This is a genomic window from Micromonospora sp. NPDC049301 (assembly GCF_040678715.1).
In the GTDB taxonomy this organism is placed as follows: domain Bacteria; phylum Actinomycetota; class Actinomycetes; order Mycobacteriales; family Micromonosporaceae; genus Micromonospora.
Genome location: NZ_JBFAQO010000011.1, coordinates 94,813 through 115,663 on the forward strand (window position 1 = coordinate 94,813; position 20,851 = coordinate 115,663).

Here is a 20,851-nt window from a genome sequence, read left to right on the forward strand (position 1 = left end):
CGCGGCCGCCGGGGTGATCCGGTAGGACTGTGCACATGGCTCTTCATGTGCGCGGTGTCCTGCTCCCCGACGACGAGGTCCGGGATCTCTGGCTGGTCGGCGACCGGGTGACCCTCACCCCGGTGCCCGGGGCGGAGACGGTCGTCGACGGTGGCTTCGTCCTGCCCGGGCTGGTCGACGCGCACTGCCACATCGGCATCGCCCGCGGCGGCGCCCCGATCACCTCTCTCGACCAGGCCCGCGAGCTGGCCCACATCGACCGGGACGCCGGGGTGCTGGCGATCCGCGACGCCGGATCGCCGTACCCGTACCCGGAGTTGGACGACGAGCCGGACCTGCCGCGACTGGCCCGCGCCGGCCGGCACGTGGCGCCGCCGAAGCGCTACCTGCGTGACATCGGGGTGGAGGTCGGCGCCGCCGAGGTGGCCGCCACGGTGGCGGCGCAGGCGCGGGCCGGCAACGGTTGGGTCAAGCTGGTCGGCGACTGGATCGACCGCGGCGTGGGCGACCTGGCGCCGGCCTGGGACGCGGACACCCTCACCGCGGCCGTGCGGGCCGCGCACGACGCCGGGGTACGGGCCGCGGTGCACACCTTCTCCGAGTCGGCCGTGGAGATCATGGTGCGGGCCGGGGTGGACTCGGTGGAGCACGGCACCGGGCTGAGCCTCGACCTGATCGACGAGATGGCCCGCCAGGGCACCGCGCTCGTCCCCACGATGATCAACATTGCCACCTTCGGGGGCATCGCCGAGCAGGCGCGGGCCAGGTTCCCCGGGTACGCCGAGCACATGCTGGCGCTGCGGGACGGCTTCCCCGAGGTGGTGCGCGCCGCGCACGAGGCGGGCGTGCCGATCTACGTGGGCACCGACGCGGGCGGAGGCATCGACCACGGGCTGGCCGCCGAGGAGATGCTGCTGCTGCACGAACGGGCCGGGATGGCGCCGCTCGACGTGCTGGCCTCCGCCTCCTGGGGCGCCCGGGAGTGGCTCGGCTTCCCCGGCCTGATCGAGGGTGGCCTCGCCGACCTGACCGTCTACCCCGAGGACCCCCGGAGCGACCTGCGCGTCGTCCGTGCCCCGTCCCGCACGATCCTCCGGGGCCGAGTGATCCGCTGACCCCCGCAAGGCCGCGCCCCGCCCCGCCGCGCCGTGTCGTGTCGTACCGCGTTGGGCTGCGTCGCGTCGCGTCGGGTGTTTCGCAAGGTCGTGCTCGATCCAGGAAGTAGTGGCCTCGGCGGCGGGGGATGCCACTACATCAAGGATCGAGCGCGATCTTGGCACCCCGCGGGAGCAATGAGGAAGATCCGCGCAACATCAGGGATGTTGCTGCCTCCCGCGCGGTCTAGGCAGCAACATCCGGGAAGTTGCTCGGATCATGACGCGGGGCGCGGGGCGCGGGGCGCGGGGGTGCGGGGGTGCGGGGTGCAGGCCGCGGGGGCGCGGGGCGCCCGGGCGCGGGGCGCGGGGCTCAGGGTGCGTCGGTGTCGGTCAGCGGGCGCGGGTGCGGGTGGGTGGGGTGTGGGGGTTAGAGGGCTGGGCGGGCGGCGGCGCTGAAGAGGTGTACGGCAAGGTTGGCCAGGGTCGTCGCGGTCTGCTCGATCGGTTCCCGGGGGAGCACGATGTGGCTGACCACCAGGCGGACGATCGTGTCGGCGGCGAAGGCCAGCGCGGCCCGGTCCGCTCCCGGCAGGTAGTCGCCGACCCAGTCGATCAGCGCGCCGGAGGCCTCGGTGAGCACCACCTCGGCCCGGGTAGTGAGGTACGGCAGTAGCTCGTCCGAGCCACCCCGCGCGCTGGTCAGGATCGCCTTGACCAGAGGGTTGTCCGCCGCCGTGGCGAGGGTGTGCGCGATGGCCGCGTACGCGCCGGCCCGCACGTCCGATCCGTGTGCGAGCAGCGCGTCGCGAACGTCGCCGACGAACCGGTCCACCTCGGCGCGGGCGAGCGCCTCGGCCAGGCCGGCCTTGCTGCCGAACTCGTTGTAGACGGTCTGCCGGCTCACCCCGGCCGTGGAGGCCACCCCGCCCATCCGTACCGCGTCCCAGCCTGCGGCGATGGCCCGCGCGCGTGCGGCATCCACGATCGTGTCTCGCAGCCGCTGTCGCGGCGAGCCCGTCGGTGCAGTCATGGTGGTCGAAGTCTACGGTCGCCCGGCCCAACCCTTCCAGGGCTGCCCCGACGCTGCGCGGAGCGGGAGCGGGACGCGGCACGACACCGCGCGACGCCTCCCGGGCGCGGTGTCCGCCCGCGCGGCGCATAGGATGTGCGGTCATGGCACGCGTGCTCACTCCCCGTGCGGAGGACTTCCCCCGCTGGTACCAGGACCTGATCGCCAAGGCGAAGCTGGCCGACAACGGCCCGGTCCGCGGCACCATGGTCATCCGTCCGGCCGGCTACGCCATCTGGGAGCGGATGCAGGCCGAGATGGACGCCCGGATCAAGGCGGCGGGTGCGGAGAACGCGTACTTCCCGCTGTTCATCCCGGAGAGCTACCTGAAGCGCGAGGCCCAGCACGTCGAGGGCTTCTCGCCGGAGCTGGCGGTGGTCACCCACGGTGGCGGCAAGCAGCTCGCCGAGCCGGTGGTGGTGCGCCCCACCAGCGAGACGGTGATCGGCGAGTTCATGGCCAAGTGGATCGACTCGTACCGGGACCTGCCGCTGCTGCTCAACCAGTGGGCCAACGTGGTCCGGTGGGAGCTGCGCCCGCGGATCTTCCTGCGCACCAGCGAGTTCCTGTGGCAGGAGGGGCACACCGCGCACGCCACCCGCGAGGACGCCCGGGCCTACGCCCGGCGGATCCTGCACGAGGCGTACGAGGACCTGATGGTCAACGTGATCGGCATCCCGGTGGTGGTGGGCCTGAAGACGGCCCGCGAGCGGTTCGCCGGCGCGACGGCCACGTACACCTGCGAAGGCATGATGGGCGACGGCAAGGCGCTCCAGCTGGGCACCAGCCACGAGCTGGGCCAGAACTTCGCCAAGGCGTTCGACATCAGCTACTCGTCGGCCGAGGGCGGCCGGGAGCACGCCTGGACGACCTCCTGGGGCACCTCGACCCGGATGCTGGGCGGCCTGATCATGGCGCACGGCGACGACAACGGCCTGCGGGTGCCGCCGAGGCTGGCCCCGGTGCAGGCGTACGTCATGATCGTCAAGGACGGCGAGGGCGTCGCCGAGGCGGCGGCCAAGCTGCGTGACGGCCTGCGCGACGCCGGTGTCCGGGTCGCGCTCGACGACCGCACCGACACCGCGTTCGGCCGCCGGGCCGTCGACGCCGAGCTGCGCGGCTATCCGGTACGCGTCGAGGTCGGCCCCCGCGACCTGGCCGCGGGCAACGCGGTCGTGGTGCGCCGCACGGACGGGTCGAAGGCCCCGACGCCGGTGGCCGACGTGGTCGGCGCGGTGCTGGCCGCGCTGGAGACCGACCAGCAGGTGCTGCACGACCAGGCGCTGGCCAACCGCGAGTCGCGCACGGTGGAGGTGGCCACCCTCGCCGAGGCGATCGAGGCTGCCGCGAACGGCTGGGCCCGGGTGCCGTGGTCGGCGGTGGGCGTGGCCGGCGAGGCCGAGGCGAACGGCCAGGGCGTCACCGTCCGCTGCCTGCTGCGCGCCGACGGCTCGGTGCCGGACTCCGAGGACGAGCCCGACCTGGTCGCCATCCTCGCCCGCGCCTACTGAGGTCAGGGAAGGGCGGTGCGCTTCGCGCCAGGTCGGCTGATCATGCACCGCAACGTGCGGCACGGCCGGATCGGATGGGTCCGGCCGGGCCGGGTGGTCAGCGACGACGAGCGGGGCCTGCTGGTCTGGATCGCCCGGGACTCGCCGGTCGTCCACGAGGTGACCGAGGCGGGGCTCGGGATGCGGGCGATGCCGTTCGCCCAGTGGATCTCGTCGACGTACCGGCTGGCGCACGGGCGCTGGAACGGGCCACCGCTGCTGAAGTTCCTGCCCACCGGCGCGGCGCACTCCGTCTGGTGGTTCCGGGACGCGCGGGGACGATTCGCCCACTGGTACGTCAACCTGGAGGAACCCGGCGTGCGCTGGGACGACGGCCCGGTGGCCGGCGTCGACGTGGTCGACCAGGACCTCGACGTGGTGGTGCGCCCGGACCGCAGCTGGGAGTGGAAGGACGAGGAGGAGTTCGCCGAGCGCCTCGCCTTCCCCGACGACTACTGGGTGACCGACGAGAAGGCGGTCCGCGCCGAGGGCGAGCGGGTGATCGCGCTCGCCGAAGCCGGCGAGTTCCCGTTCGACGGCACCTGGTGCGAGTTCACACCGCCGGCCGACTGGGACGTACCGGACGAGCTTCCGCCGGGCTGGGACCGCCCGCCGGTGCGCTGAGAGGTGTTCCCGGTCACCGGCCCGGCGACCCCGAGCGTGATGTTCGGGTCCGGTGCGGGAGATCGACGCCCGATCTGGCAGAATAGGTCGCTGGTATCCGGCGCGCGTCCGGCGCCCTCTAACCCGGGCGCGTCGCCAGTCCACCGAGTAGTCTCCGGCCCAACCCCACTGTGCCGGTCGGCGCTCACCCGTGCACACCGCCCGTACCGGGCTGGTGAGATCGCAACAGGAGCGAAACAACTGTGGCCGTAAAGATCCGGCTCCTGCGGATGGGTAAGATCCGCAACCCGCAGTACCGCATTGTCATCGCCGACTCGCGCACCAAGCGTGACGGCCGGGCGATCGAGTTCGTCGGGGTGTACCAGCCGAAGGAGGACCCTTCGGTCATCGAGGTCAAGTCGGAGCGGGTCCAGTACTGGCTGTCCGTCGGCGCTCAGCCGAGCGAGGCGGTGCAGCGGCTGCTGGAGCTGACCGGTGACTGGCAGAAGTTCAAGGGCCTGCCGGCCCCGCCGCCGCTGCTCGTCGCCCCCGAGCGGGCCGACCGCAAGGCGGCGTACGAGGCTGAGGCGAAGGCCGCCGCCGGGCTCACCCCGGAGACCCCGGCCAAGCCCGCCAAGAAGGCCGCCAAGGCTGCCGAGGCTCCGGCTGAGGCGCCGAAGACCGAGGCTCCGGCCGAGGCCCCGGCTGCCGCTGCCGACGCCGGTGAGCAGGCCTGACATGCCTCTGCGTCCGGCGTTGGAGCACCTGGTCAAGGGCATCGTCGACCACCCGGATGACGTCCGGGTGCGGATGGTCGATTCCCGTCGGGGCAAGCGGCTGGAAGTCCGCGTGCACCCCGAGGACCTCGGCACTGTGATCGGGCGGTCCGGCCGGACCGCCAAGGCGCTGCGCCAGGTGATCGGCTCCATCGGCGGGCGCGGAGTACGCGTCGACATCGTCGACTCGTACTGATGCAGCTCGTCGTCGGCAGGATCGGCAAGCCGCACGGTGTCCGTGGTGAGGTCACCGTCGAGGTGCGGACCGACGAGCCCGAAGCGCGTTTCGCCCCTGGCACGGTGCTGCGCACCGAGCCGGGGGCGAAGCCCCCGACCGCGTCCTCATCGCGCACCGAGCCAGGGGCAGCGCCTGAGTCCGGGCCTGGCGTGCTTTTCCGGGTTCCGGCGGAGCTGACCATCGAGGAAGCGCGCTGGCACCAGGGGCGGATGCTGGTCGCGTTCGCCGGGATCCTGGACCGCGACGCCGCCGAGGCGCTGCGTGGCACCCTGCTCGTGGTGGACAGCGCCGAGGTGGAGCCCCCGGAGGACCCGGAGGAGTTCCACGACCACCAGCTCGTCGGGCTGGCCGTGGTCACCCCGGCGGGTGAGCGGCTGGGCGAGGTGGCCCGGATCGACCACGCGCCCTCCTCCGACCTGCTGGTGCTGCGGCGCCCCGAGGGGCGCGTCGCGTTGATCCCGTTCGTCCGGGCGATCGTTCCGGAGGTCGACCTGGCCGGTGGACGTGTGATCGTCGACCCGCCGGCCGGACTGCTCGATCTTTAGGACCACCATGCGCGTCGACATCGTGTCGATCTTTCCGGAGTACTTCGCACCCCTCGACCTGTCGCTGATCGGCCGCGCGCGGGCCAACGGCGTACTCCAGCTGGCCGTGCACGACCTGCGGACCTGGACCCACGACGTGCACCGCACGGTCGACGACACCCCCTACGGCGGCGGGCCGGGCATGGTGATGCGTCCCGAGCCGTGGGGCGGCGCGCTGGACGCGCTCGCCCCGGCCGAGGCACCGCCGCCGCGGCTGCTGGTGCCCTCGCCGGCCGGCGTGCCGTTCACCCAGGCCATGGCGTACGAGCTGGCCGCCGAGCCGCACCTGCTCTTCGCCTGCGGCCGGTACGAGGGGATCGACCAGCGGGTGCTGGCGCACGCCGCGACGCGGATGCCGGTCACCGAGGTGTCGCTCGGCGACTACGTGCTCTTCGGCGGCGAGGTGGCCGTGCTGGTCATCATGGAGGCGGTCACCCGGCTGCTGCCCGGTGTGCTGGGCAACGCCGGCTCGCTGGACGAGGAATCGCACGCGCACGGGCTGCTCGAAGCGCCGATCTACACGAAGCCGCCGAGCTGGCGCGGGCACGACGTGCCGGACGTGCTCCGCTCCGGCGACCACGGGAAGATCGCCCGCTGGCGGCGCGAGGAGGGCCTGCTGCGTACCGCCGCCCGGCGCCCGGATCTGCTGGCCGCCCTGCCCGCCGAACAGCTCGACAAACGGGACATCGCCGCACTGGACCGGGCCGGATTTCAGCTGCCGCCGGGGGATGTGGCAAAGTAGAGGGGTTGCCGCAGCTGCCCGCGCCCGTGGGCGGCTGCGAGGATCCCCGATCGGGGTCGGCTCGCCGACCACCACCCGGGAATCAGAATCACCCACCCGCGCACCGAGTGACGGTGCGCCGTGAGCCTCACGAGGACGCAGCGATGAACATCCTGGACGCCCTTGACGCCCAGTCGAAGCGGACCGACCTTCCCGACTTCCGTGCCGGTGACACCGTCAAGGTGCACGCCCGGGTCGTCGAGGGCAACCGGTCCCGTGTCCAGATCTTCCAGGGCGTCGTCATCCGCCGCCAGGGTGACGGACTGCGCGAGACCTTCTCGGTCCGCAAGGTGAGCTTCGGTGTCGGCGTCGAGCGGACCTACCCGCTCAACGGCCCGGGCATCGACCGGATCGAGATCGTGACCCGCGGTGCCGTGCGCCGCGCCAAGCTGTACTACCTGCGCGAGCTGCGCGGCAAGAAGGCCAAGATCAAGGAGAAGCGGGAGAAGCAGCCCAGCTGACTTCCCGCTCGCCACGCCGCCTGAGCTGCGCGGATGCCGCACCGACCGGACCGCACTACCCTGGTCGTACGGGCGCAGCTAGGCGGTGGCCCCGCCCACACGGCGGGCAGCTGTCCACAACCGCCCGTGGGGCCTCGACGAGGCTCCCGGGCGGTGGTGTTTCTGCGGACCGGGGAGTGGCGTGGTGCAGACGCTTGACGAGGACGGCACCGTCGATCCGTGGCGTCGGCGGGCCCGCCGCACCCGCCGGCAGATGCCCCTCTGGCAGGAGCTCCCGCTGCTGCTGGTCGTCGCGTTCTGCCTCGCGGTGCTGATCCGCACCTTCCTGCTCCAGGCGTTCTTCATCCCGTCCGGCTCGATGGAGGACACCCTCCTGATCGGCGACCGCGTGCTGGTCAACAAGGTCGTCTACGACGTCCGGGACCCGGTACGCGGCGAGGTGGTGGTCTTCCGGGGCACCGACCGCTGGGCGCCCCAGGTCGACGAGCAGCCGGAGCCGGGCTTCACCGGCAAGCTCGCCCGGACCGTCGGCGACCTGGTCGGGGTGAGCCGCCCCGGCGAGAAGGACTTCATCAAACGGGTGATCGGCCTCCCCGGCGACCGGGTCAAGTGTTGCGACAGCCAGGGCCGGGTCACCGTCAACGGCACCCCGCTCAACGAGCCGTACGTGCTGCGCGACTCCCCGCTGGACCTGCCGCCCAACCCGGGGGAGTGCCGTTCCCGGCGTTTCGACGAGGTCGTCGTGCCGCCCGGTCAGATCTTCGTGATGGGCGACCACCGGCTGGTCTCCCAGGACGCCCGCTGCCAGGGTCCGGTGCCGATCGACAACGTGGTCGGCCGTGCCTTCATGGTGGTCTGGCCGTCCTCCCGGTGGACCCCGCTGTCGGTGCCGTCGACGTTCGACGACGTGTCCGGGCCGGCCGCGGCCTCCTCGGGGCCGCCTCCGGTCCGACCGACCCCGCAGGGCGGTGTGCTGCTGCTTCTTCCGCTGGTGGCCGCGCTGGGGGCTTCCCGCGCGTTCCGGACGGTGCCGTCCGGCCCGGCAACGTAGGCTCCTTTGCGTGATTGACGAGCAGACCGACAAGCCCCGCAGCTCCTTCTGGAAGGAGCTGCCGATCCTGCTGGGTGTGGCGATCCTGGTCGCGGTGCTGGTTCGCGCCTTCGTGCTGCAGACCTTCTTCATCCCCTCCCCGTCCATGGAGAACACTCTCAAGATCGATGATCGGGTGTTGGTCAACAAGCTGGTCTACGACTTCCGGTCACCGCATCGCGGCGAGGTGATCGTCTTCAAGGCGCCCATCGAGTGGAGCGGCAACCCCGACGGCGAGGACTTCATCAAGCGGGTGATCGGTGTCGGTGGCGACCACGTGGTCTGCTGCGACCCGCAGGAGCGGCTGGTGATCAACGGCAAGTCGCTCGACGAGCCGTACATCTTCTCGATGGACGGGATCCGCGACAAGCCGGCCGACCAGGAATTCGACATCACGGTGCCGAAGGGGCGGCTGTGGGTGATGGGCGACCACCGGTCGGCCTCGGGCGACTCGCTGGAGCACTGGCAGCAGTCCGAGCACAACATCACCGAGGCCACCATCCCCGAGGACGAGGTGGTCGGGCGGGCGTTCACCGTGTTCTGGCCGGTCAACCGGGCCACCTGGCTGACGGTGCCCGACCAGTTCGACGGCATTCCGAAGCCGTAGGCCGACGGGGGCGTGGGCGATCGGCCGCCGGTCTGGCAGGCTGGGGGCCGTGACCGTCTACACCCCTCGACGCGCCGCCCGCGTGCTGCTCGTCGACGCGGCCGACCGGGTCCTGCTCTTCCACGGCTTCGACCCGGCCCGCCCCGGACACCGCTACTGGTTCACCCCGGGCGGCGGGCTGGATCCGGCGGAGTCACCGGCGGCGGGCGCGGCCCGGGAGTTGACCGAGGAGACCGGGTTGCGGCTCGACCCGTCCGACCTGGGTGAGCCGGTCTGGTCCGATACGACCGAGTTCCCGTTCGACGGTGTGTGGTACCGCCAGCAGCAGGTCTTCTTCCTGGTCCGGGTGCCGTCGTGGCAGGTGGACACCGCGGGCTTCGACGACGTCGAGCAGCGCAGCATCGCCGGCCACCGCTGGTGGTCGCCGGACGAGTTGGCGGCCAGCGCTGAGCGGTACTACCCGGCCGAGCTGCCCACCCTGCTGACCAGGCTCCTGCAACCGACCGCCGGCGCCGGCCGGGACGAGGCGTCGTGCTGACCCCGCCGCGCACCGTCGTGCGCCGGGAGGCCGGGCTGTACGCGCTGGAGCGGGCGCTGCAACGGCGTGGCTTCCGGCAGGTCGCCGGCGCCGACGAGGCCGGTCGGGGCGCGTGCGCCGGCCCGCTGGTCGCCGCCGCAGCGGTGCTGCCCGAGGGGCGGCGCGGCGAGATCGACGGGTTGGCCGACTCCAAGCTGCTCACCCCGGCCAGCCGGGAGCGGGTGTACGCGGAGGTCGTGGAGCGCGCGCTGGCGTACGCCGTGGTGGTCATCCCGGCCGAGGAGGTCGACGCCCGGGGGCTGCACGTGTGCAACCTGTCCGCGATGCGCCGGGCGCTCGCGTCGCTCACCACCCGTCCGGAGTACGTGCTGACCGACGGCTTCGGCGTGGACGGCCTGGGCGTGCCGGGGCTGGCGGTGTGGAAGGGTGACCAGGTCGCCGCCTGCGTGGCGGCCGCCAGCGTGCTCGCCAAGGTCACCCGGGACCGGATCATGGTCGAGCTGGACGGGGTGTTCCCGGCGTACGGCTTCGCCGAGCACAAGGGCTACATCACCCCGGAGCACTCCGCGGCGCTGCGGGAGCACGGGCCGTGCCGGGAGCACCGGTTCTCGTACGTCAACGTCGCCGCGGTCTCCGGCCGTGACGGCCGGCCGCCGCGCGCCCGTCGGCCCGTCCAACCGGGCCCGGACGAGCCGATGGAGCGCTCCTGGGCGTCAGGGAGTACCGTCGGCGTGGCGTTGGGCGAGCAGCTTCGGCCTCCGGCGCCGGTGGGGGAAGATGTGGTCATGGAAGGCGGAGGGCGATGAGCGCGGAAGATCTCGAAAAGTACGAGACCGAGATGGAGCTGCAGCTCTACCGGGAGTACCGCGACATTGTCCGCCAGTTCTCCTACGTGGTGGAGACGGAACGCCGGTTCTACCTGGCCAACCAGGTCGACCTGCACGTGCGTAACTCCGACGGCGAGGTCTACTTCGAGGTCGAGATGCACGACGCCTGGGTGTGGGACATGTACCGTCCTGCCCGCTTCGTGAAGAACGTCCGGGTAATGACCTTCAAGGACGTCAACGTCGAGGAGCTGGAGAAGCCCGACATCTCCCTGCCCGCCGACTCCGGCTTCGGCGGCTGACCGCACCCGTACCGCCCGGCCGCACCACGGGCCCCCCACCCGCGGCGCACCCCCCGCAGCCGGTCACTCGGCCGGCACCACGACCTCCACACGCTGCACCAGGTTGTTGGCGAAGCCGCCCCGGTTCCACGGCTGCTCGACCGGCTGGGTCCGCCCGGAGGCATCCGTCGCCCGCGCGCTGAGCACGTACCGGCCCGGGGTGGCTGTCCACTCGTACCGCCACCGACGCCAGGCGAAATCCCCGCCCTCCGGCGGGGCCAGCTCCGCCGGCTCCCAGGTCGTCCCACCGTCGGTGGTCACCTCCACGGAGACCACCGGCGCGTGCCCCGACCAGGCCCGCCCGTCCAGAGTGCAGGGTCCCGGTCGCAGCACCCGGCGGCGGGACATGAAGTCGGGGAAGCCGGGCGGGCGGACCAGCGCGCGGGGCTCGATCCGGGTGACCGGGACGCCCGGATCGTCGGCGTCGCGGCGCAGCCGGTAGGCGACGGCGTTCTGGTACCCCTCGAACGGCTCGGTCCGGACCTCCACCGAGTGCAGCCACTTGACGTGCGCCATGCCGTACCAGCCCGGCACGATCAGCCGCAGCGGCGCACCGTGCTGCGGCAGCAGGGGAGCGCCGTTCATCTCGTACGCCAGCAGCACCTCTTCGCGCAGAGCGTCGGCGACCGGCAGCCCGCGCTGGTAGTCCTGCTCCACCCCGCGTTCGACGCCGTGATCGGCGCCGGTGAAGACCACGTCGACCGCGTCCGGCCCGAGACCCGCCTCACGCAGCAGCGGCGCCAGCGGGGTGCCGGTCCACTCGGCGTTGCCGACCGCCTCGACCAGCCACGGCTGGCTGACCGGCCGGGGGTGCAGCAGGGCCCGACCGTTGCCGGCGCACTCCAGGGTGACCCGGTGGGTGACCCGGGGCCGCTCACGAAGCTCCGCCAGGCTGACGGTCAGCGGCCGGTCCACCGCGCCGCCCACGGTCAGCGCGTGCGTGGCCGGGTCCAGCTCGGGGATGTCGTAGTGGATGAGCAGGTAGTGCAGTCCCGCCGGCGTGACGTCGTAGCGCAGCGCCTCCAACGGGATGCCGTGGTTGCGGGCGGCGAGCTGCAACTCCTCGGCGCTGATCGCCTCGTCCGGCTCGGCCAGCCGGGACGGGCCGCTCACCTCGGCCACGGTCGGCGCGCCGACGGCCCTGCCGTGCGGCGGCGACTCGTCCTGCCGTGAACCCGGCGTCCGGTCATCGACAGCGGTCATGTGGGCCTCCCCGGTCCGGACGGCGGCGCTGCGCTCGCGCCGGACCAGCCTAGGCCCTCCCCGGAGGCACGGGCACTGCCGCCTGCGCGGCGGTCGGTCACGCGCGCCGGACAGGGTGGTGGGTCGTGAGTACCGGGATCGGCCGCATACCAGATCGTCGAGGTCTTCGGGTGGTCGTCCACAGCGCCGCCGCCTGTCCACAGCCCGCCCGCTCGGGGTGGTTGCCGGCCCCGGCGCGGTCGCAGGCTGCCGTCATGCGTCCGCCACCCGCCCCGCGTACCGCCTCGATCCGCAGCACCGTGCTGCTCTGCGCCGCGTTTCCGCTTGCGCTCACCGTCCAGCTCTGCGGCCTGGCACTGCTGGTCGCGGCGCTGCCCGGCCACCCGCCGACTCCGTCCGTGCCGGTCGCGGTCGTGGCGCCCGCCGACGCCGGGCCGGGGCGGTTCCGCTGGCCGATCGACGGGCCGCCCCGCCCGGTGCGTCGGTTCGACCCGCCGCCCCGGCCGTGGCTGGCCGGGCACCGGGGGGTGGACCTGGCCGCCCCGGCCGGGGTGGTGGTCCGCAGCGCCGGTCCGGGCACGGTCCTCTTCGCGGGCCTGGTGGCCGGTCGGCCGGTGGTCACCGTGGGGCACGCCGGCGGGCTGCGGACGACCCACGAGCCGGTGCGACCGGCGGTACGCCCCGGCCAGGCGGTCGCCGCAGGTGCGCCGCTGGGCGAGCTGCTGCCCGGGCATCCGGGCTGCCCGGCCGCCGCCTGCCTGCACTGGGGCCTGCGCCGGGGAGCGGAGTACCTCGACCCGCTGGCCCTGCTCGGCCTCGGCCCGGTACGCCTGCTCCCGACTGGTGGGGTCAGCGCTGGGCGAGCAGTGCCGGCAGTCGGACGGCCAGCCGCTCGTACTCCTCGGCGGCGTTGTAGACCTGACCGGTGAGCCGCAGCCACCCCCGAGCGTTCCAGCTCATCACCGCCACCTCCGCACCGAGCCGTTCACCGATCCGCGTCTGCAGCGCCCGCGCCGCGTCGATGGTGGTGGCCGTGCCGGCCGGCAGCGGGATGATCCGTAGCGCGACCGTGGGCCCGCCGGGGTCGGGCAGCTGGGCGGGGGGCACCCCCAGCGCGTCCCCCACCACCCGCTGGCCGTACGCGGCGAGCGCGGCGTTGTGCTCCCGGACCCGGTCGACGCCCAGGCTGCGCAGCGTGAACAGGCCCGCCGGGGCGGCCAGCCACGACGTGTAGTCCAGGGTGGCCTGCCACTCGATCCGGGCCGGGAAGCCGGCGTCCTGCTCCCACGAGACCACCAGCGGCTCGATCCGGTCCCGCCACGGCGGGGCCACCGCCAGCAGGGCGGTGCCGCGCGGGGCGTACCCCCACTTGTGTAGGTTGCCCACCCAGAAGTCGGCGCCGATGCTGGCCACCGGGGTCGGCAGCATGCCCGGCGCGTGCGCGGCGTCCACCAGGACCGGAACGCCGTGTTCGCGGGCCACCCCGACGATGGCGGCGGCAGGGAAGAGCCGGGCGGTGGCCGAGGTGAGCTGATCGACGACGAGCAGCCGGGTCCGCCCCGGGCGCAGGCCGGCGCGGACGGTCTGCACGATCTGCTCGTCGGTCGCGGTCAGCGGGATCGGCAGGACCCTGCTGACGGCCCCGGTCCGGCGGCACACCCGCCGGATGGCCAGGCTCACCGCCCCGTACCCGTGGTCGGTGCTGAGCACCTCGTCGCCGGGCTGCAACCCCAGCGACTGGAGCACCACGGCGACGCCGGTGGTGGTGTTGCCGACCAGGGCGCTGCCGTCCGGGTCGGCGCCCAGGAAACCGGCGAGGTGCCGGCGGGTGTGCGCGATCCGGTCGACCAGCCCCTGGGTGAAGAAGCGCAGCGGGTTGGCCTCCATCTCGTCGCGCAGCCGCTGCTGTGCCCGCTGTACGGCGATCGGCACCGCGCCGAACGAGCCGTGGTTGAGGTGGCTGACCGCCGGATCGAGAGAGAACAGCAGGCGGGCGCCCGGGATCGGCTCGGGGGGCTGCGGGACGCTCACCCGATGATCGTAACCGCCGGTCGATCATCGCTGAGCGGTTCGCTGGTCGGGTACGCCGGGCGCCGATCGGCCTCGCCGGCCGCGTCTGCCGGTCACGTTCCGGCTTTGTGGGCCAGCTTGCCGGGATCAGGCGCGTGGGTGGGCCTGGCGGTAGGCGGCGCGTAACCGCTCCACCGACACGTGCGTGTAGATCTGCGTGCTGGCCAGCGACGAGTGGCCGAGCAGCTCCTGCACCGCGCGCAGGTCCGCACCGCCCTCCAGCAGGTGGGTGGCCGCGGAGTGGCGCAGCCCGTGCGGGCTGGTCCGGGGGAGGCCGGCGGCCTCGGCGTACCCGCCGACGATCTGGCGCGCGGTGGTCGGGTTCAGTCGACCGCCCCGGGCACCGAGCAGCAGCGCGTCGCCCGAGCGGGCACCGACCAGGGCCGGGCGACCCCGCCGCAGCCAGTCGTCCAGCGCTCGCTGCGCGGGCACCCCGTACGGCACCGAACGCTCCCGCCCACCCTTGCCGAACACCCGGATCACCCGGCGGCCGTGGTCGACGTCCCCGACGTCCAACCCACAGGCCTCGCTGATCCGCACGCCGGTCGCGTAGAGCAGTTCCAGCAGCACCCGGTCGCGCAGCAGCACCGCCTCGGCCGCCGCCCGTTCCGCCGTGCCGGGATCCGTCGCGCCCGGCGGGTCCCCCTCCGGTGTCGGCTCAGCCGTTGCTGGCCCCGTCGCTGGGGATGCGGGAGGCAGCCGGGTCGGTGCTTCGACCAGGGCGGCGGCCTGGTCGGCGCGCAGGACGGTGGGCAGTTCCCGGTGCGCGCGAGGGCTGGCCAGCGCGGCGCCCACGTCGGCGGGGAGCAGTCCGGCGCGGTACGCCCAGGCGCTGAAGGCCCGCGCAGACGCGGCCCTACGGGCCAGTGACGTGCGGGCGGCGCCGGTGGTCCGTTGCCGGGCCAGCCAGCTGCGCAGCACCGACAGGTCCAGCTCGGCCAGGTCGACGCAGCCCATGCGTACGGCCTGGTCGAGCAGTGAGACCAGGTCGGTGACGTACGCGCGGACCGTGTGCGCCGACCGGTTGCGGACCCGGGACAGGTGGTCGGCGAAGTCGTCCACCGCGTCGCGCAGCGCTGGCGGCAGCTCCTGGTGGATGACCCGGGTGCCCCGGGCAGGCCCGCTCATCGCCACCAGCCTGGCGGCGCCGTGGCGCGGGCCCTCCGATGGGCTCGCGCACCCCCGCTGACAGCTGGCACGCCACCAGCCTACGGCCGAGCGTCATCCATCGCCGGCCGCGCCGCTGCCGGTGTCGCCGGCTGTGTCGGCGGTGCCGTCCCCTGCCAGCGCCGGCGTCGCCGGTGCCGACGTGGTGGGTGTCTTCCGTGCCGGTCCGGCGGAAGGTGCGAGGGCGTAGCCGTCTTCGCGGCGGACCACCAGGGACAGCTCCTCCAGGAGGGACAGTTTGCGCAGCGCGGTGCGCACGTCGACACCGGCGCGGGCCGCCAGCCCGTCCACGCCCAGGGCGCGTCGACGAGGCAGCGCCTCCAGCAGCGACCGCGCGTCGTCGTCCAGGGCGTCGACCGGGCGCTGCGGGCCCCGGGCCAGCGGCGCCAGGTCCGCGCCGATCCGGCCCACCTCCTCCAGGACGTGCGCCACCCCGGTGACGAGGCGAGCCTTGGGGAACTCGCGGAGCAGTTCGTGCGCGCCGACCGACATCGCCGAGGTCACCGGCCCGGGCACCACCATGGCCGCTCGACCCGTGTAGATGGCCCGCCGGGCGGTCTGCGTCGCGCCGCTGCGCGCCGACGCCTCCACCACGACGGTGCCGAGGGTGCCGCCGGCGATGACGCGGTTGCGGATCAGGAACCGGGGTCGCAGCGGCTCGGCGCCGGGCGGCCACTCGCTGACCAGCAGCCCGGTGTCGGCGATCCGGTCGAAGAGCGCGGTGTTGCCCATCGGGTACGGCCGGTCCAGCCCGCACGCCAGCACCGCGACGGTCAGCCCGCCGGCGTTGAGGGCGCCCCGGTGGGCGGCCGCGTCGATGCCGAACGCCCCGCCGGAGACCACCGTCCAGTCCCGCTCGGCCAGTCCGTACCCCAACTCGGTGGCGACGTGCTGGCCGTAGCCGGTGGCCGCCCGTGCCCCGACCACGGCCACCGACCGTTCCAACGCCTCGCCCAGCGGCCAGCTCCCACGGACCCAGAAGCAGAGCGGTGGGGCGGTCTCGCCGTCGACCCGCCGGGTGACGTTCGGCAGCTGCAGCGTGGCCAGGCCGGCCACCCGGGCCGGCCACTCGTCGTCGTCCGGAGTGACCAGCCGGGCGCCGAGGCGATCCGCGCGGTCCATTGCCTCGGCCGCCACCGCCCGGGCGTCGGCGGCGGCCGAACGAGCGGCGACCGTGGTGTGCAGCCAGCCGTCCGGGCTGCCGCCGTCGAGCAGCAGGTCCAGTGCCGCCACCGGGCCCAGCCGCTGGACCAGCCGGTGCACCACGCGGGTGCCCGGCTCGGCCAGCCAGGTGAGCGCCACCCGGGCCAGCCTGCGTTCCTCGTCGACGTTCACGTCGCCTCCCCCGTTCGCAGTTGGATCGCCTCCCGGACGTCCTCGCGGTCCGGCCGGTCCCGGCCGTCCAGATCGGCGATCGTCCACGCCATCCGGATCACCCGGTCGAAGCCGCGTGCCGACAGCGAGCCCGAGTCGAGCCGCCCGCGCAGCTCGGCGGTGTCCCGGGCGGGCAGCCGCCAGGGCGGTCGGCGCAGGTGGGGGCCGTCCACCTCCGCGTTGAGCCGCCGGCCGAGGCTGGCCCAGCGGGCGGCCGCGGCCTGCCGGGCCGCCACCACCCGCGTGGCCACCGTGGCGGAGGACTCGGCGTCGCTCTCCGCCGCCATCAGCTCGGCCGCCCGGACCGGCATCAGTCGCACCTGAACGTCGATCCGGTCGAGCAGCGGCCCGGAGAGCCGGCCCAGGTAACGGCGACGGACGAGCGGGGTGCACTCGCAGTGCGCATCCCCGGCCGGCTTCGCGCAGGGACAGGGGTTGGCGGCCAGCACCAGCTGCGTCCGGGCCGGATATTCGGTGCCGCCTCCGCTGCGGGCCAACTTGACGCGGCCGTGCTCCAGCGGCTGGCGCAGCGCCTCCAGCGCGCCCTTGCTGAACTCGGGCGCCTCGTCCAGGAAGAGCACCCCGCGGTGGGCCAGCGACACCGCGCCGGGCCGGGCCAGCCCCGTACCGCCACCGACCAGCGACGGCACGGTCGCCGTGTGGTGCGGCGCCTGGAGCGGCGGGCGGCGCAGCAACCGGCCTCCGGGTGGCAGCAGCCCGGCGATCGAGTGCAGCGCGGTCACCTCCAGTGCCGCGTCGTCGTCCAGTTCGGGCAGGATCGACGGCAGCCGTTCGGCGAGCATCGTCTTGCCGGCACCCGGTGGGCCGAGCAGTGCCACGTGGTGCCCGCCGGCTGCGGCGACCTCCAGCGCGCGCTTGCCCACCTGCTGCCCGGCCACCTCGGCCAGGTCCGGGCCACCGGTGAGCGGTGCCGGTGTGTCCGCGGGGGGGTCGATCAGCGGGCTGCCGTCCCGCACGAAGGTGACCAGCCGGTGCAGCGTGTCCACCGCCCGTACCCGGATCCCTGGGATGACGGCGGCCTCGGCGGCGTTGCCGACCGGGACGATCACCCGATCGATCCCCTCCTGGGCGGCGGCGGCGACCATCGGCAGCACCCCGCGTACCGGGCGGACGGTCCCGTCCAGCCCCAGCTCGCCGAGGACCACCACCCCCTCCAGGGGCAGCAGCGGCAGCTCACCCGAGCCGCCCAGCAGTGCGGCGGCGATGGCCAGGTCGAACGCCGAGCCGAACTTCGGCAGTGTCGCCGGCAACAGGTTCAGGGTGATCCGCCGGTTGGGCCAGCGCTGGCCCGAGTTGACCACGGCCGCCCGGACCCGGTCCCGGGCCTCGTGCAGGGCGGTGTCCGGCAGCCCGGAGATCACCACCGCCGGCAGGCCGGCGGCGAGATCCGCCTCCACCTCGACCAGGTGACCGGTGACGCCGACCAGCCCCACGGAGAGCACCTTCGCGTAACTCATGGCGCGCCCACCGTCCGACCTCGCGGAGCGCGCATCTCAGAACGCGCCCTTGAGGTGGTCGACCTGGGCCGGACCGGCGTCGGGCAGGCGCACCGAGAGGACGTCGAACCGCACCTCCTCGGCGGACGTCCCGGTCTCGGCCAACCAGCGCGCGGCGAGGCCGCGCAACCGGCGGGCCTTGGCGGGTACGACAGCCTCGGCCGGGGTGCCGAAGCTGTCGCCACGGCGGGTCTTCACCTCGCAGAAGGCGAGCACCGGCCCGTCCCAGGCGATGATGTCGATCTCCCCGTCCGGGCAGCGCCAGTTCCGGGCGACCGGGCGCAGCCCTGCCCCGATCAGGTGTCGGGTCGCGCAGCGCTCGCCGTACGCGCCGACGGCCTGGTTCCGCTTCGTCATGGCCGGCACGGTGCCCGCCCAGGCCCGAGCGCCGCGACCCCGGCGGCGGCCGGCTGTGGACGACGGGCGTCCTGTGGACGACCAAACGATCAACCGCGCGCTGTGCTAAGGGATGTCCCATGCCGATCGCCTCACGCGCGAGGCACGCGGCACTCCCGTGATCAGTTGATGGTGAGCAGCTCATCGGGCCGGCTGGCGACTGCTCACCATCAAGTGATCATGGCTGGCGGGCCTGAGTCGGCTGTCCCGGCCGGGCCAAGATGGCGTCGGGGGAGCCCGTCGCATACGGTGCCGGACGTGGACGGACGACGGAGCTTTCCCGAAGATCAGGAGTCGCGCTGGTATCCCGACGAGCGGGGTCGCGGCTACGGCGAGTCGGAGTGGCGAGGCGCGGGCGAACCGCGGTACCGGGACGACGAGGCCCGGGTTCCCGACCAGCGTGGCGCCGACGAGGGCCGCTACGGCGAGGACACCGGCGCCGGTCGACGCCGGGATTCGTCCCGGCTCGGCTCGACCGGGACCGACCTGACGCCACCCGAGAGCGACTCCGGCCGTTTCGGCGCGGTGGACCCTGGTCGCTTCGGTGCCCCGGAACCGGACTCCGGCGGCTTCGGGGCCGTCGGCACCCAGGCTGGCCACTTCGGTACGCCCGAGCACGACTCGGGACGGTTCGGGGCGGTCGAGTCGGAGGCCGACGGTTACCGGGCTGCCCGCTCGCGGCGCGCGGACCGCGATCCCTCGGAGGTCTCCGGTGAGCTTCCCGGCCGCCGGGCCGCCCGGGATCCGGGTGCGGCGGCCTCGCCGCTGACCACCGGCCGGGACCCGATGCCGCTGAACGGCGCCCGCGAGGCGACGTCGCCCGGCGATCCACCAGCCGTCGTGCTGGCCGACCAGACCCGTCCCGCCCCGCTCGGCGGGTACCCGATCGTCGAGCCGGTCCGCGGCGGCGACCAGCCGCATCCGCTGGAGATGCCGACCGGCCCGATGCCGCCGATCGCTCCCCGGGGCGGTGACCTGCCGGCGGGGGAGCCGCCGGCGTACCCCCCGGCGGCCGACGGCGTCTACCGCACCCGCCGCCCGGCGCTGGCGGTGCTCTTCGCCCTGCTGGTGCTGATCTTCGAGATCCCGGCGCTGCGGGTGCTCCTCGACGGGGTGACCAGTGATCCGCTGTCCGCCGGGAACGTGGTCGTGGGCATCTTCCTGGTCGTCGGGCTGCCGATCTTCGCAACCGGGCTGTACGGGCTACGAACCGGCGGGCTGGCGCTCTCCGACGGCGGTCGGGGCTGGCTGCGCCCTCCGACGGCCTACCTGACCGTCGGCCTGGTGCTCTTCGTCGCCGCCGCGATCGCCGCCGGCTGAGCCGAGGCGCCGCACGCCGCCGCCTGAGCTGAGGCGCCGAGCCGCCGCACGCCGCCGCCTGAGCGGAGGCCCGGAGCTGCCGCCCGTCACCGGCTGAACCGCCCAGGCGGGCGGCGGCGCGCACCCGGCAGCCCGGCGGGCGGACAGGGGCGTACACTGGCCAACTGGCGACCGCCTCGTGCGGTCGACCTCGCGCGCCCTCTCCACGAATCGTCGTGGGGCGACGGCCTCCCTGGTCCCGATCTTGATCGGGAACACCATGGCCGGCGACCAGGCGCCAGGACGCCCGGCCACCGGCCGGGCGTGACAACCAGGGATCTTGAGGAGTACCCCACCATGGCCGTCGTGACCATGCGTCAGCTGCTGGAGAGCGGTGTCCACTTCGGGCACCAGACCCGGCGCTGGAACCCGAAGATGAAGCGCTTCATCATGACCGAGCGCAACGGCATCTACATCATCGACCTGCGCCAGACGCTCGACTACATCGAGAAGGCGTACGAGTTCGTGCGCGGGACCGTCGCCGAGGGTGGCAGCATCCTCTTCGTCGGCACCAAGAAGCAGGCTCAGGAGGCGATCTCCGAGCAGGCGACCCGCGTCGGCCAGCCGTACGTCAACCACCGCTGGCTCGGTGGCATGCTGACCAACTTCCAGACGGTGTACAAGCGCCTTCAGCGGATGAAGGAGCTGGAGGCCCTCGGTGACCTGAGCGGCACCGCCGCCGGGTACACCAAGAAGGAGACCCTGCAGCTCTCCCGCGAGAAGATCAAGCTGACCCGCACGCTGGGTGGTCTGCGGGACATGCAGAAGCTGCCGGCCGCGGTCTGGATCGTCGACACCAAGAAGGAGCACATCGCCGTCGACGAGGCCCGCAAGCTGGGCATCCCGGTGATCGCGGTGCTGGACACCAACTGCGACCCGGATGAGGTCGACTTCCCGATCCCGGGCAACGACGACGCGATCCGGTCGGCCGAGCTGCTGACCAAGGTCGTCGCCGCCGCCGTCGCGGACGGTCTCATCGCGCGTTCCGGCCGTCGCCGGGGCACCGACGAGAAGCCCGAGGCGGGTGTCGCCAGCGACGAGCCGCTGGCCGAGTGGGAGCGCGAGCTGCTCGAGCAGCCGAAGAAGGCCGACGAGTCGGCTGCCCCGGCCGAGCAGCCGGCGCAGGCCGCCGCTGAGCAGCCGGCCCAGACCGAGCAGCCGGCGACCGCCGCCGCGGAGTGACCGCACCGTCGCTGCCCCGCCGTC

22 protein-coding genes and 1 pseudogene are annotated in these 20,851 nt (G+C 73.8%); 16 read left to right on the forward strand and 7 right to left on the reverse strand.

All coding sequences use genetic code 11. From position 1 onward, the window contains the following. Window positions 1-35: 35 nt before the first annotated feature. Complete coding sequence (locus AB0K07_RS26980) at window positions 36-1,115, forward strand: amidohydrolase family protein (RefSeq protein ID WP_363759063.1); 1,080 nt, start codon at window positions 36-38, stop codon at window positions 1,113-1,115. 409 nt (window positions 1,116-1,524) lie between these two features. Here the strand turns inward: AB0K07_RS26980 and AB0K07_RS26985 are convergent, their stop codons facing one another. Beyond that, window positions 1,525-2,127, reverse strand: coding sequence for a TetR family transcriptional regulator (locus tag AB0K07_RS26985; protein WP_363759066.1), 603 nt, complete (start codon window positions 2,125-2,127; stop codon window positions 1,525-1,527). A gap of 143 nt (window positions 2,128-2,270) precedes the next feature. Here AB0K07_RS26985 and proS point away from each other — a divergent pair, with 143 nt between their 5' ends. From proS to AB0K07_RS27045, 12 genes are all read left to right on the forward strand, one after another. After that, a complete protein-coding gene (gene proS / locus AB0K07_RS26990; RefSeq protein ID WP_363759069.1) occupies window positions 2,271-3,677 on the forward strand; it encodes a proline--tRNA ligase in 1,407 nt (468 codons plus the stop codon). Between the two features lie 15 nt (window positions 3,678-3,692). Next, the gene (locus tag AB0K07_RS26995; RefSeq protein WP_363759072.1) at window positions 3,693-4,340 is read left to right on the forward strand and encodes a DUF402 domain-containing protein; all 648 of its coding nucleotides are present in this window, start codon (window positions 3,693-3,695) and stop codon (window positions 4,338-4,340) included. Between the two features lie 242 nt (window positions 4,341-4,582). Next, complete coding sequence (gene rpsP / locus AB0K07_RS27000) at window positions 4,583-5,056, forward strand: 30S ribosomal protein S16 (RefSeq protein ID WP_363759075.1); 474 nt, start codon at window positions 4,583-4,585, stop codon at window positions 5,054-5,056. Next, window positions 5,031-5,291, forward strand: coding sequence for an RNA-binding protein (locus tag AB0K07_RS27005; RefSeq protein WP_172862164.1), 261 nt, complete (start codon window positions 5,031-5,033; stop codon window positions 5,289-5,291). The genes rpsP and AB0K07_RS27005 overlap by 26 nt, the downstream gene beginning before the upstream one ends. Beyond that, window positions 5,291-5,878, forward strand: coding sequence for a ribosome maturation factor RimM (gene rimM, locus AB0K07_RS27010; RefSeq protein ID WP_363759078.1), 588 nt, complete (start codon window positions 5,291-5,293; stop codon window positions 5,876-5,878). Before AB0K07_RS27005 ends, rimM begins: the two co-directional genes overlap by 1 nt. A 7-nt stretch (window positions 5,879-5,885) precedes the next feature. Continuing rightward, entirely contained in the window at window positions 5,886-6,659 is a 774-nt protein-coding gene (gene trmD / locus AB0K07_RS27015; RefSeq protein WP_363759081.1) for a tRNA (guanosine(37)-N1)-methyltransferase TrmD, read from the forward strand. Window positions 6,660-6,802: 143 nt separating this feature from the next. Beyond that, window positions 6,803-7,159 (forward strand): 50S ribosomal protein L19, encoded by a 357-nt coding sequence (gene rplS, locus AB0K07_RS27020; RefSeq protein WP_074317771.1) that lies wholly within the window; start codon window positions 6,803-6,805, stop codon window positions 7,157-7,159. Between the two features lie 181 nt (window positions 7,160-7,340). After that, a complete protein-coding gene (gene lepB, locus AB0K07_RS27025; RefSeq protein ID WP_363759084.1) occupies window positions 7,341-8,210 on the forward strand; it encodes a signal peptidase I in 870 nt (289 codons plus the stop codon). 10 nt (window positions 8,211-8,220) lie between these two features. Next, complete coding sequence (lepB, locus tag AB0K07_RS27030; RefSeq protein ID WP_363759087.1) at window positions 8,221-8,856, forward strand: signal peptidase I; 636 nt, start codon at window positions 8,221-8,223, stop codon at window positions 8,854-8,856. A gap of 49 nt (window positions 8,857-8,905) precedes the next feature. Further along, window positions 8,906-9,394, forward strand: a complete 489-nt coding sequence (locus tag AB0K07_RS27035; protein ID WP_363759090.1) for an NUDIX domain-containing protein — start codon at window positions 8,906-8,908, stop codon at window positions 9,392-9,394. Next, entirely contained in the window at window positions 9,388-10,200 is an 813-nt protein-coding gene (locus AB0K07_RS27040) for a ribonuclease HII (protein WP_363759093.1), read from the forward strand. Before AB0K07_RS27035 ends, AB0K07_RS27040 begins: the two co-directional genes overlap by 7 nt. Continuing rightward, window positions 10,197-10,520, forward strand: coding sequence for a DUF2469 domain-containing protein (locus tag AB0K07_RS27045; RefSeq protein ID WP_007075222.1), 324 nt, complete (start codon window positions 10,197-10,199; stop codon window positions 10,518-10,520). Before AB0K07_RS27040 ends, AB0K07_RS27045 begins: the two co-directional genes overlap by 4 nt. Before the next feature lie 63 nt (window positions 10,521-10,583). Here AB0K07_RS27045 and AB0K07_RS27050 read toward each other — a convergent pair whose 3' ends face one another. Continuing rightward, complete coding sequence (locus AB0K07_RS27050) at window positions 10,584-11,762, reverse strand: sulfite oxidase (RefSeq protein WP_363759096.1); 1,179 nt, start codon at window positions 11,760-11,762, stop codon at window positions 10,584-10,586. 254 nt (window positions 11,763-12,016) lie between these two features. Here AB0K07_RS27050 and AB0K07_RS27055 point away from each other — a divergent pair, with 254 nt between their 5' ends. Continuing rightward, on the forward strand, window positions 12,017-12,691 hold the full coding sequence (locus AB0K07_RS27055) for a M23 family metallopeptidase (RefSeq protein ID WP_363759099.1): 675 nt from the start codon (window positions 12,017-12,019) through the stop codon (window positions 12,689-12,691). Here the strand turns inward: AB0K07_RS27055 and AB0K07_RS27060 are convergent. The 5 genes from AB0K07_RS27060 to AB0K07_RS27080 form a co-directional block, all read right to left on the reverse strand. Further along, the gene (locus AB0K07_RS27060; protein ID WP_363759103.1) at window positions 12,612-13,793 is read right to left on the reverse strand and encodes an aminotransferase class V-fold PLP-dependent enzyme; all 1,182 of its coding nucleotides are present in this window, start codon (window positions 13,791-13,793) and stop codon (window positions 12,612-12,614) included. The two genes, AB0K07_RS27055 and AB0K07_RS27060, sit on opposite strands and share 80 nt — an antisense overlap. 126 nt (window positions 13,794-13,919) lie before the next feature. Continuing rightward, entirely contained in the window at window positions 13,920-14,960 is a 1,041-nt protein-coding gene (locus tag AB0K07_RS27065; RefSeq protein ID WP_363759106.1) for a tyrosine recombinase XerC, read from the reverse strand. Window positions 14,961-15,053: 93 nt separating this feature from the next. Then, window positions 15,054-16,334 carry a DNA-processing protein DprA gene (gene dprA / locus AB0K07_RS27070; protein ID WP_363759109.1) on the reverse strand — a complete coding sequence of 427 codons (1,281 nt, stop codon included), beginning with the start codon at window positions 16,332-16,334 and terminating at the stop codon, window positions 15,054-15,056. After that, entirely contained in the window at window positions 16,331-17,851 is a 1,521-nt protein-coding gene (locus tag AB0K07_RS27075; RefSeq protein ID WP_363759112.1) for a YifB family Mg chelatase-like AAA ATPase, read from the reverse strand. The genes dprA and AB0K07_RS27075 overlap by 4 nt, the downstream gene beginning before the upstream one ends. Before the next feature lie 36 nt (window positions 17,852-17,887). After that, window positions 17,888-18,247, reverse strand: coding sequence for a YraN family protein (locus tag AB0K07_RS27080; RefSeq protein ID WP_363759115.1), 360 nt, complete (start codon window positions 18,245-18,247; stop codon window positions 17,888-17,890). Window positions 18,248-18,507: 260 nt separating this feature from the next. Between AB0K07_RS27080 and AB0K07_RS27085 the strand changes: the two are divergent. After that, window positions 18,508-19,606 (forward strand): annotated as a pseudogene (locus tag AB0K07_RS27085) (hypothetical protein). 336 nt (window positions 19,607-19,942) lie between these two features. After that, window positions 19,943-20,827 (forward strand): 30S ribosomal protein S2, encoded by an 885-nt coding sequence (gene rpsB / locus AB0K07_RS27090; RefSeq protein WP_363759118.1) that lies wholly within the window; start codon window positions 19,943-19,945, stop codon window positions 20,825-20,827. Window positions 20,828-20,851 lie beyond the last annotated feature (24 nt).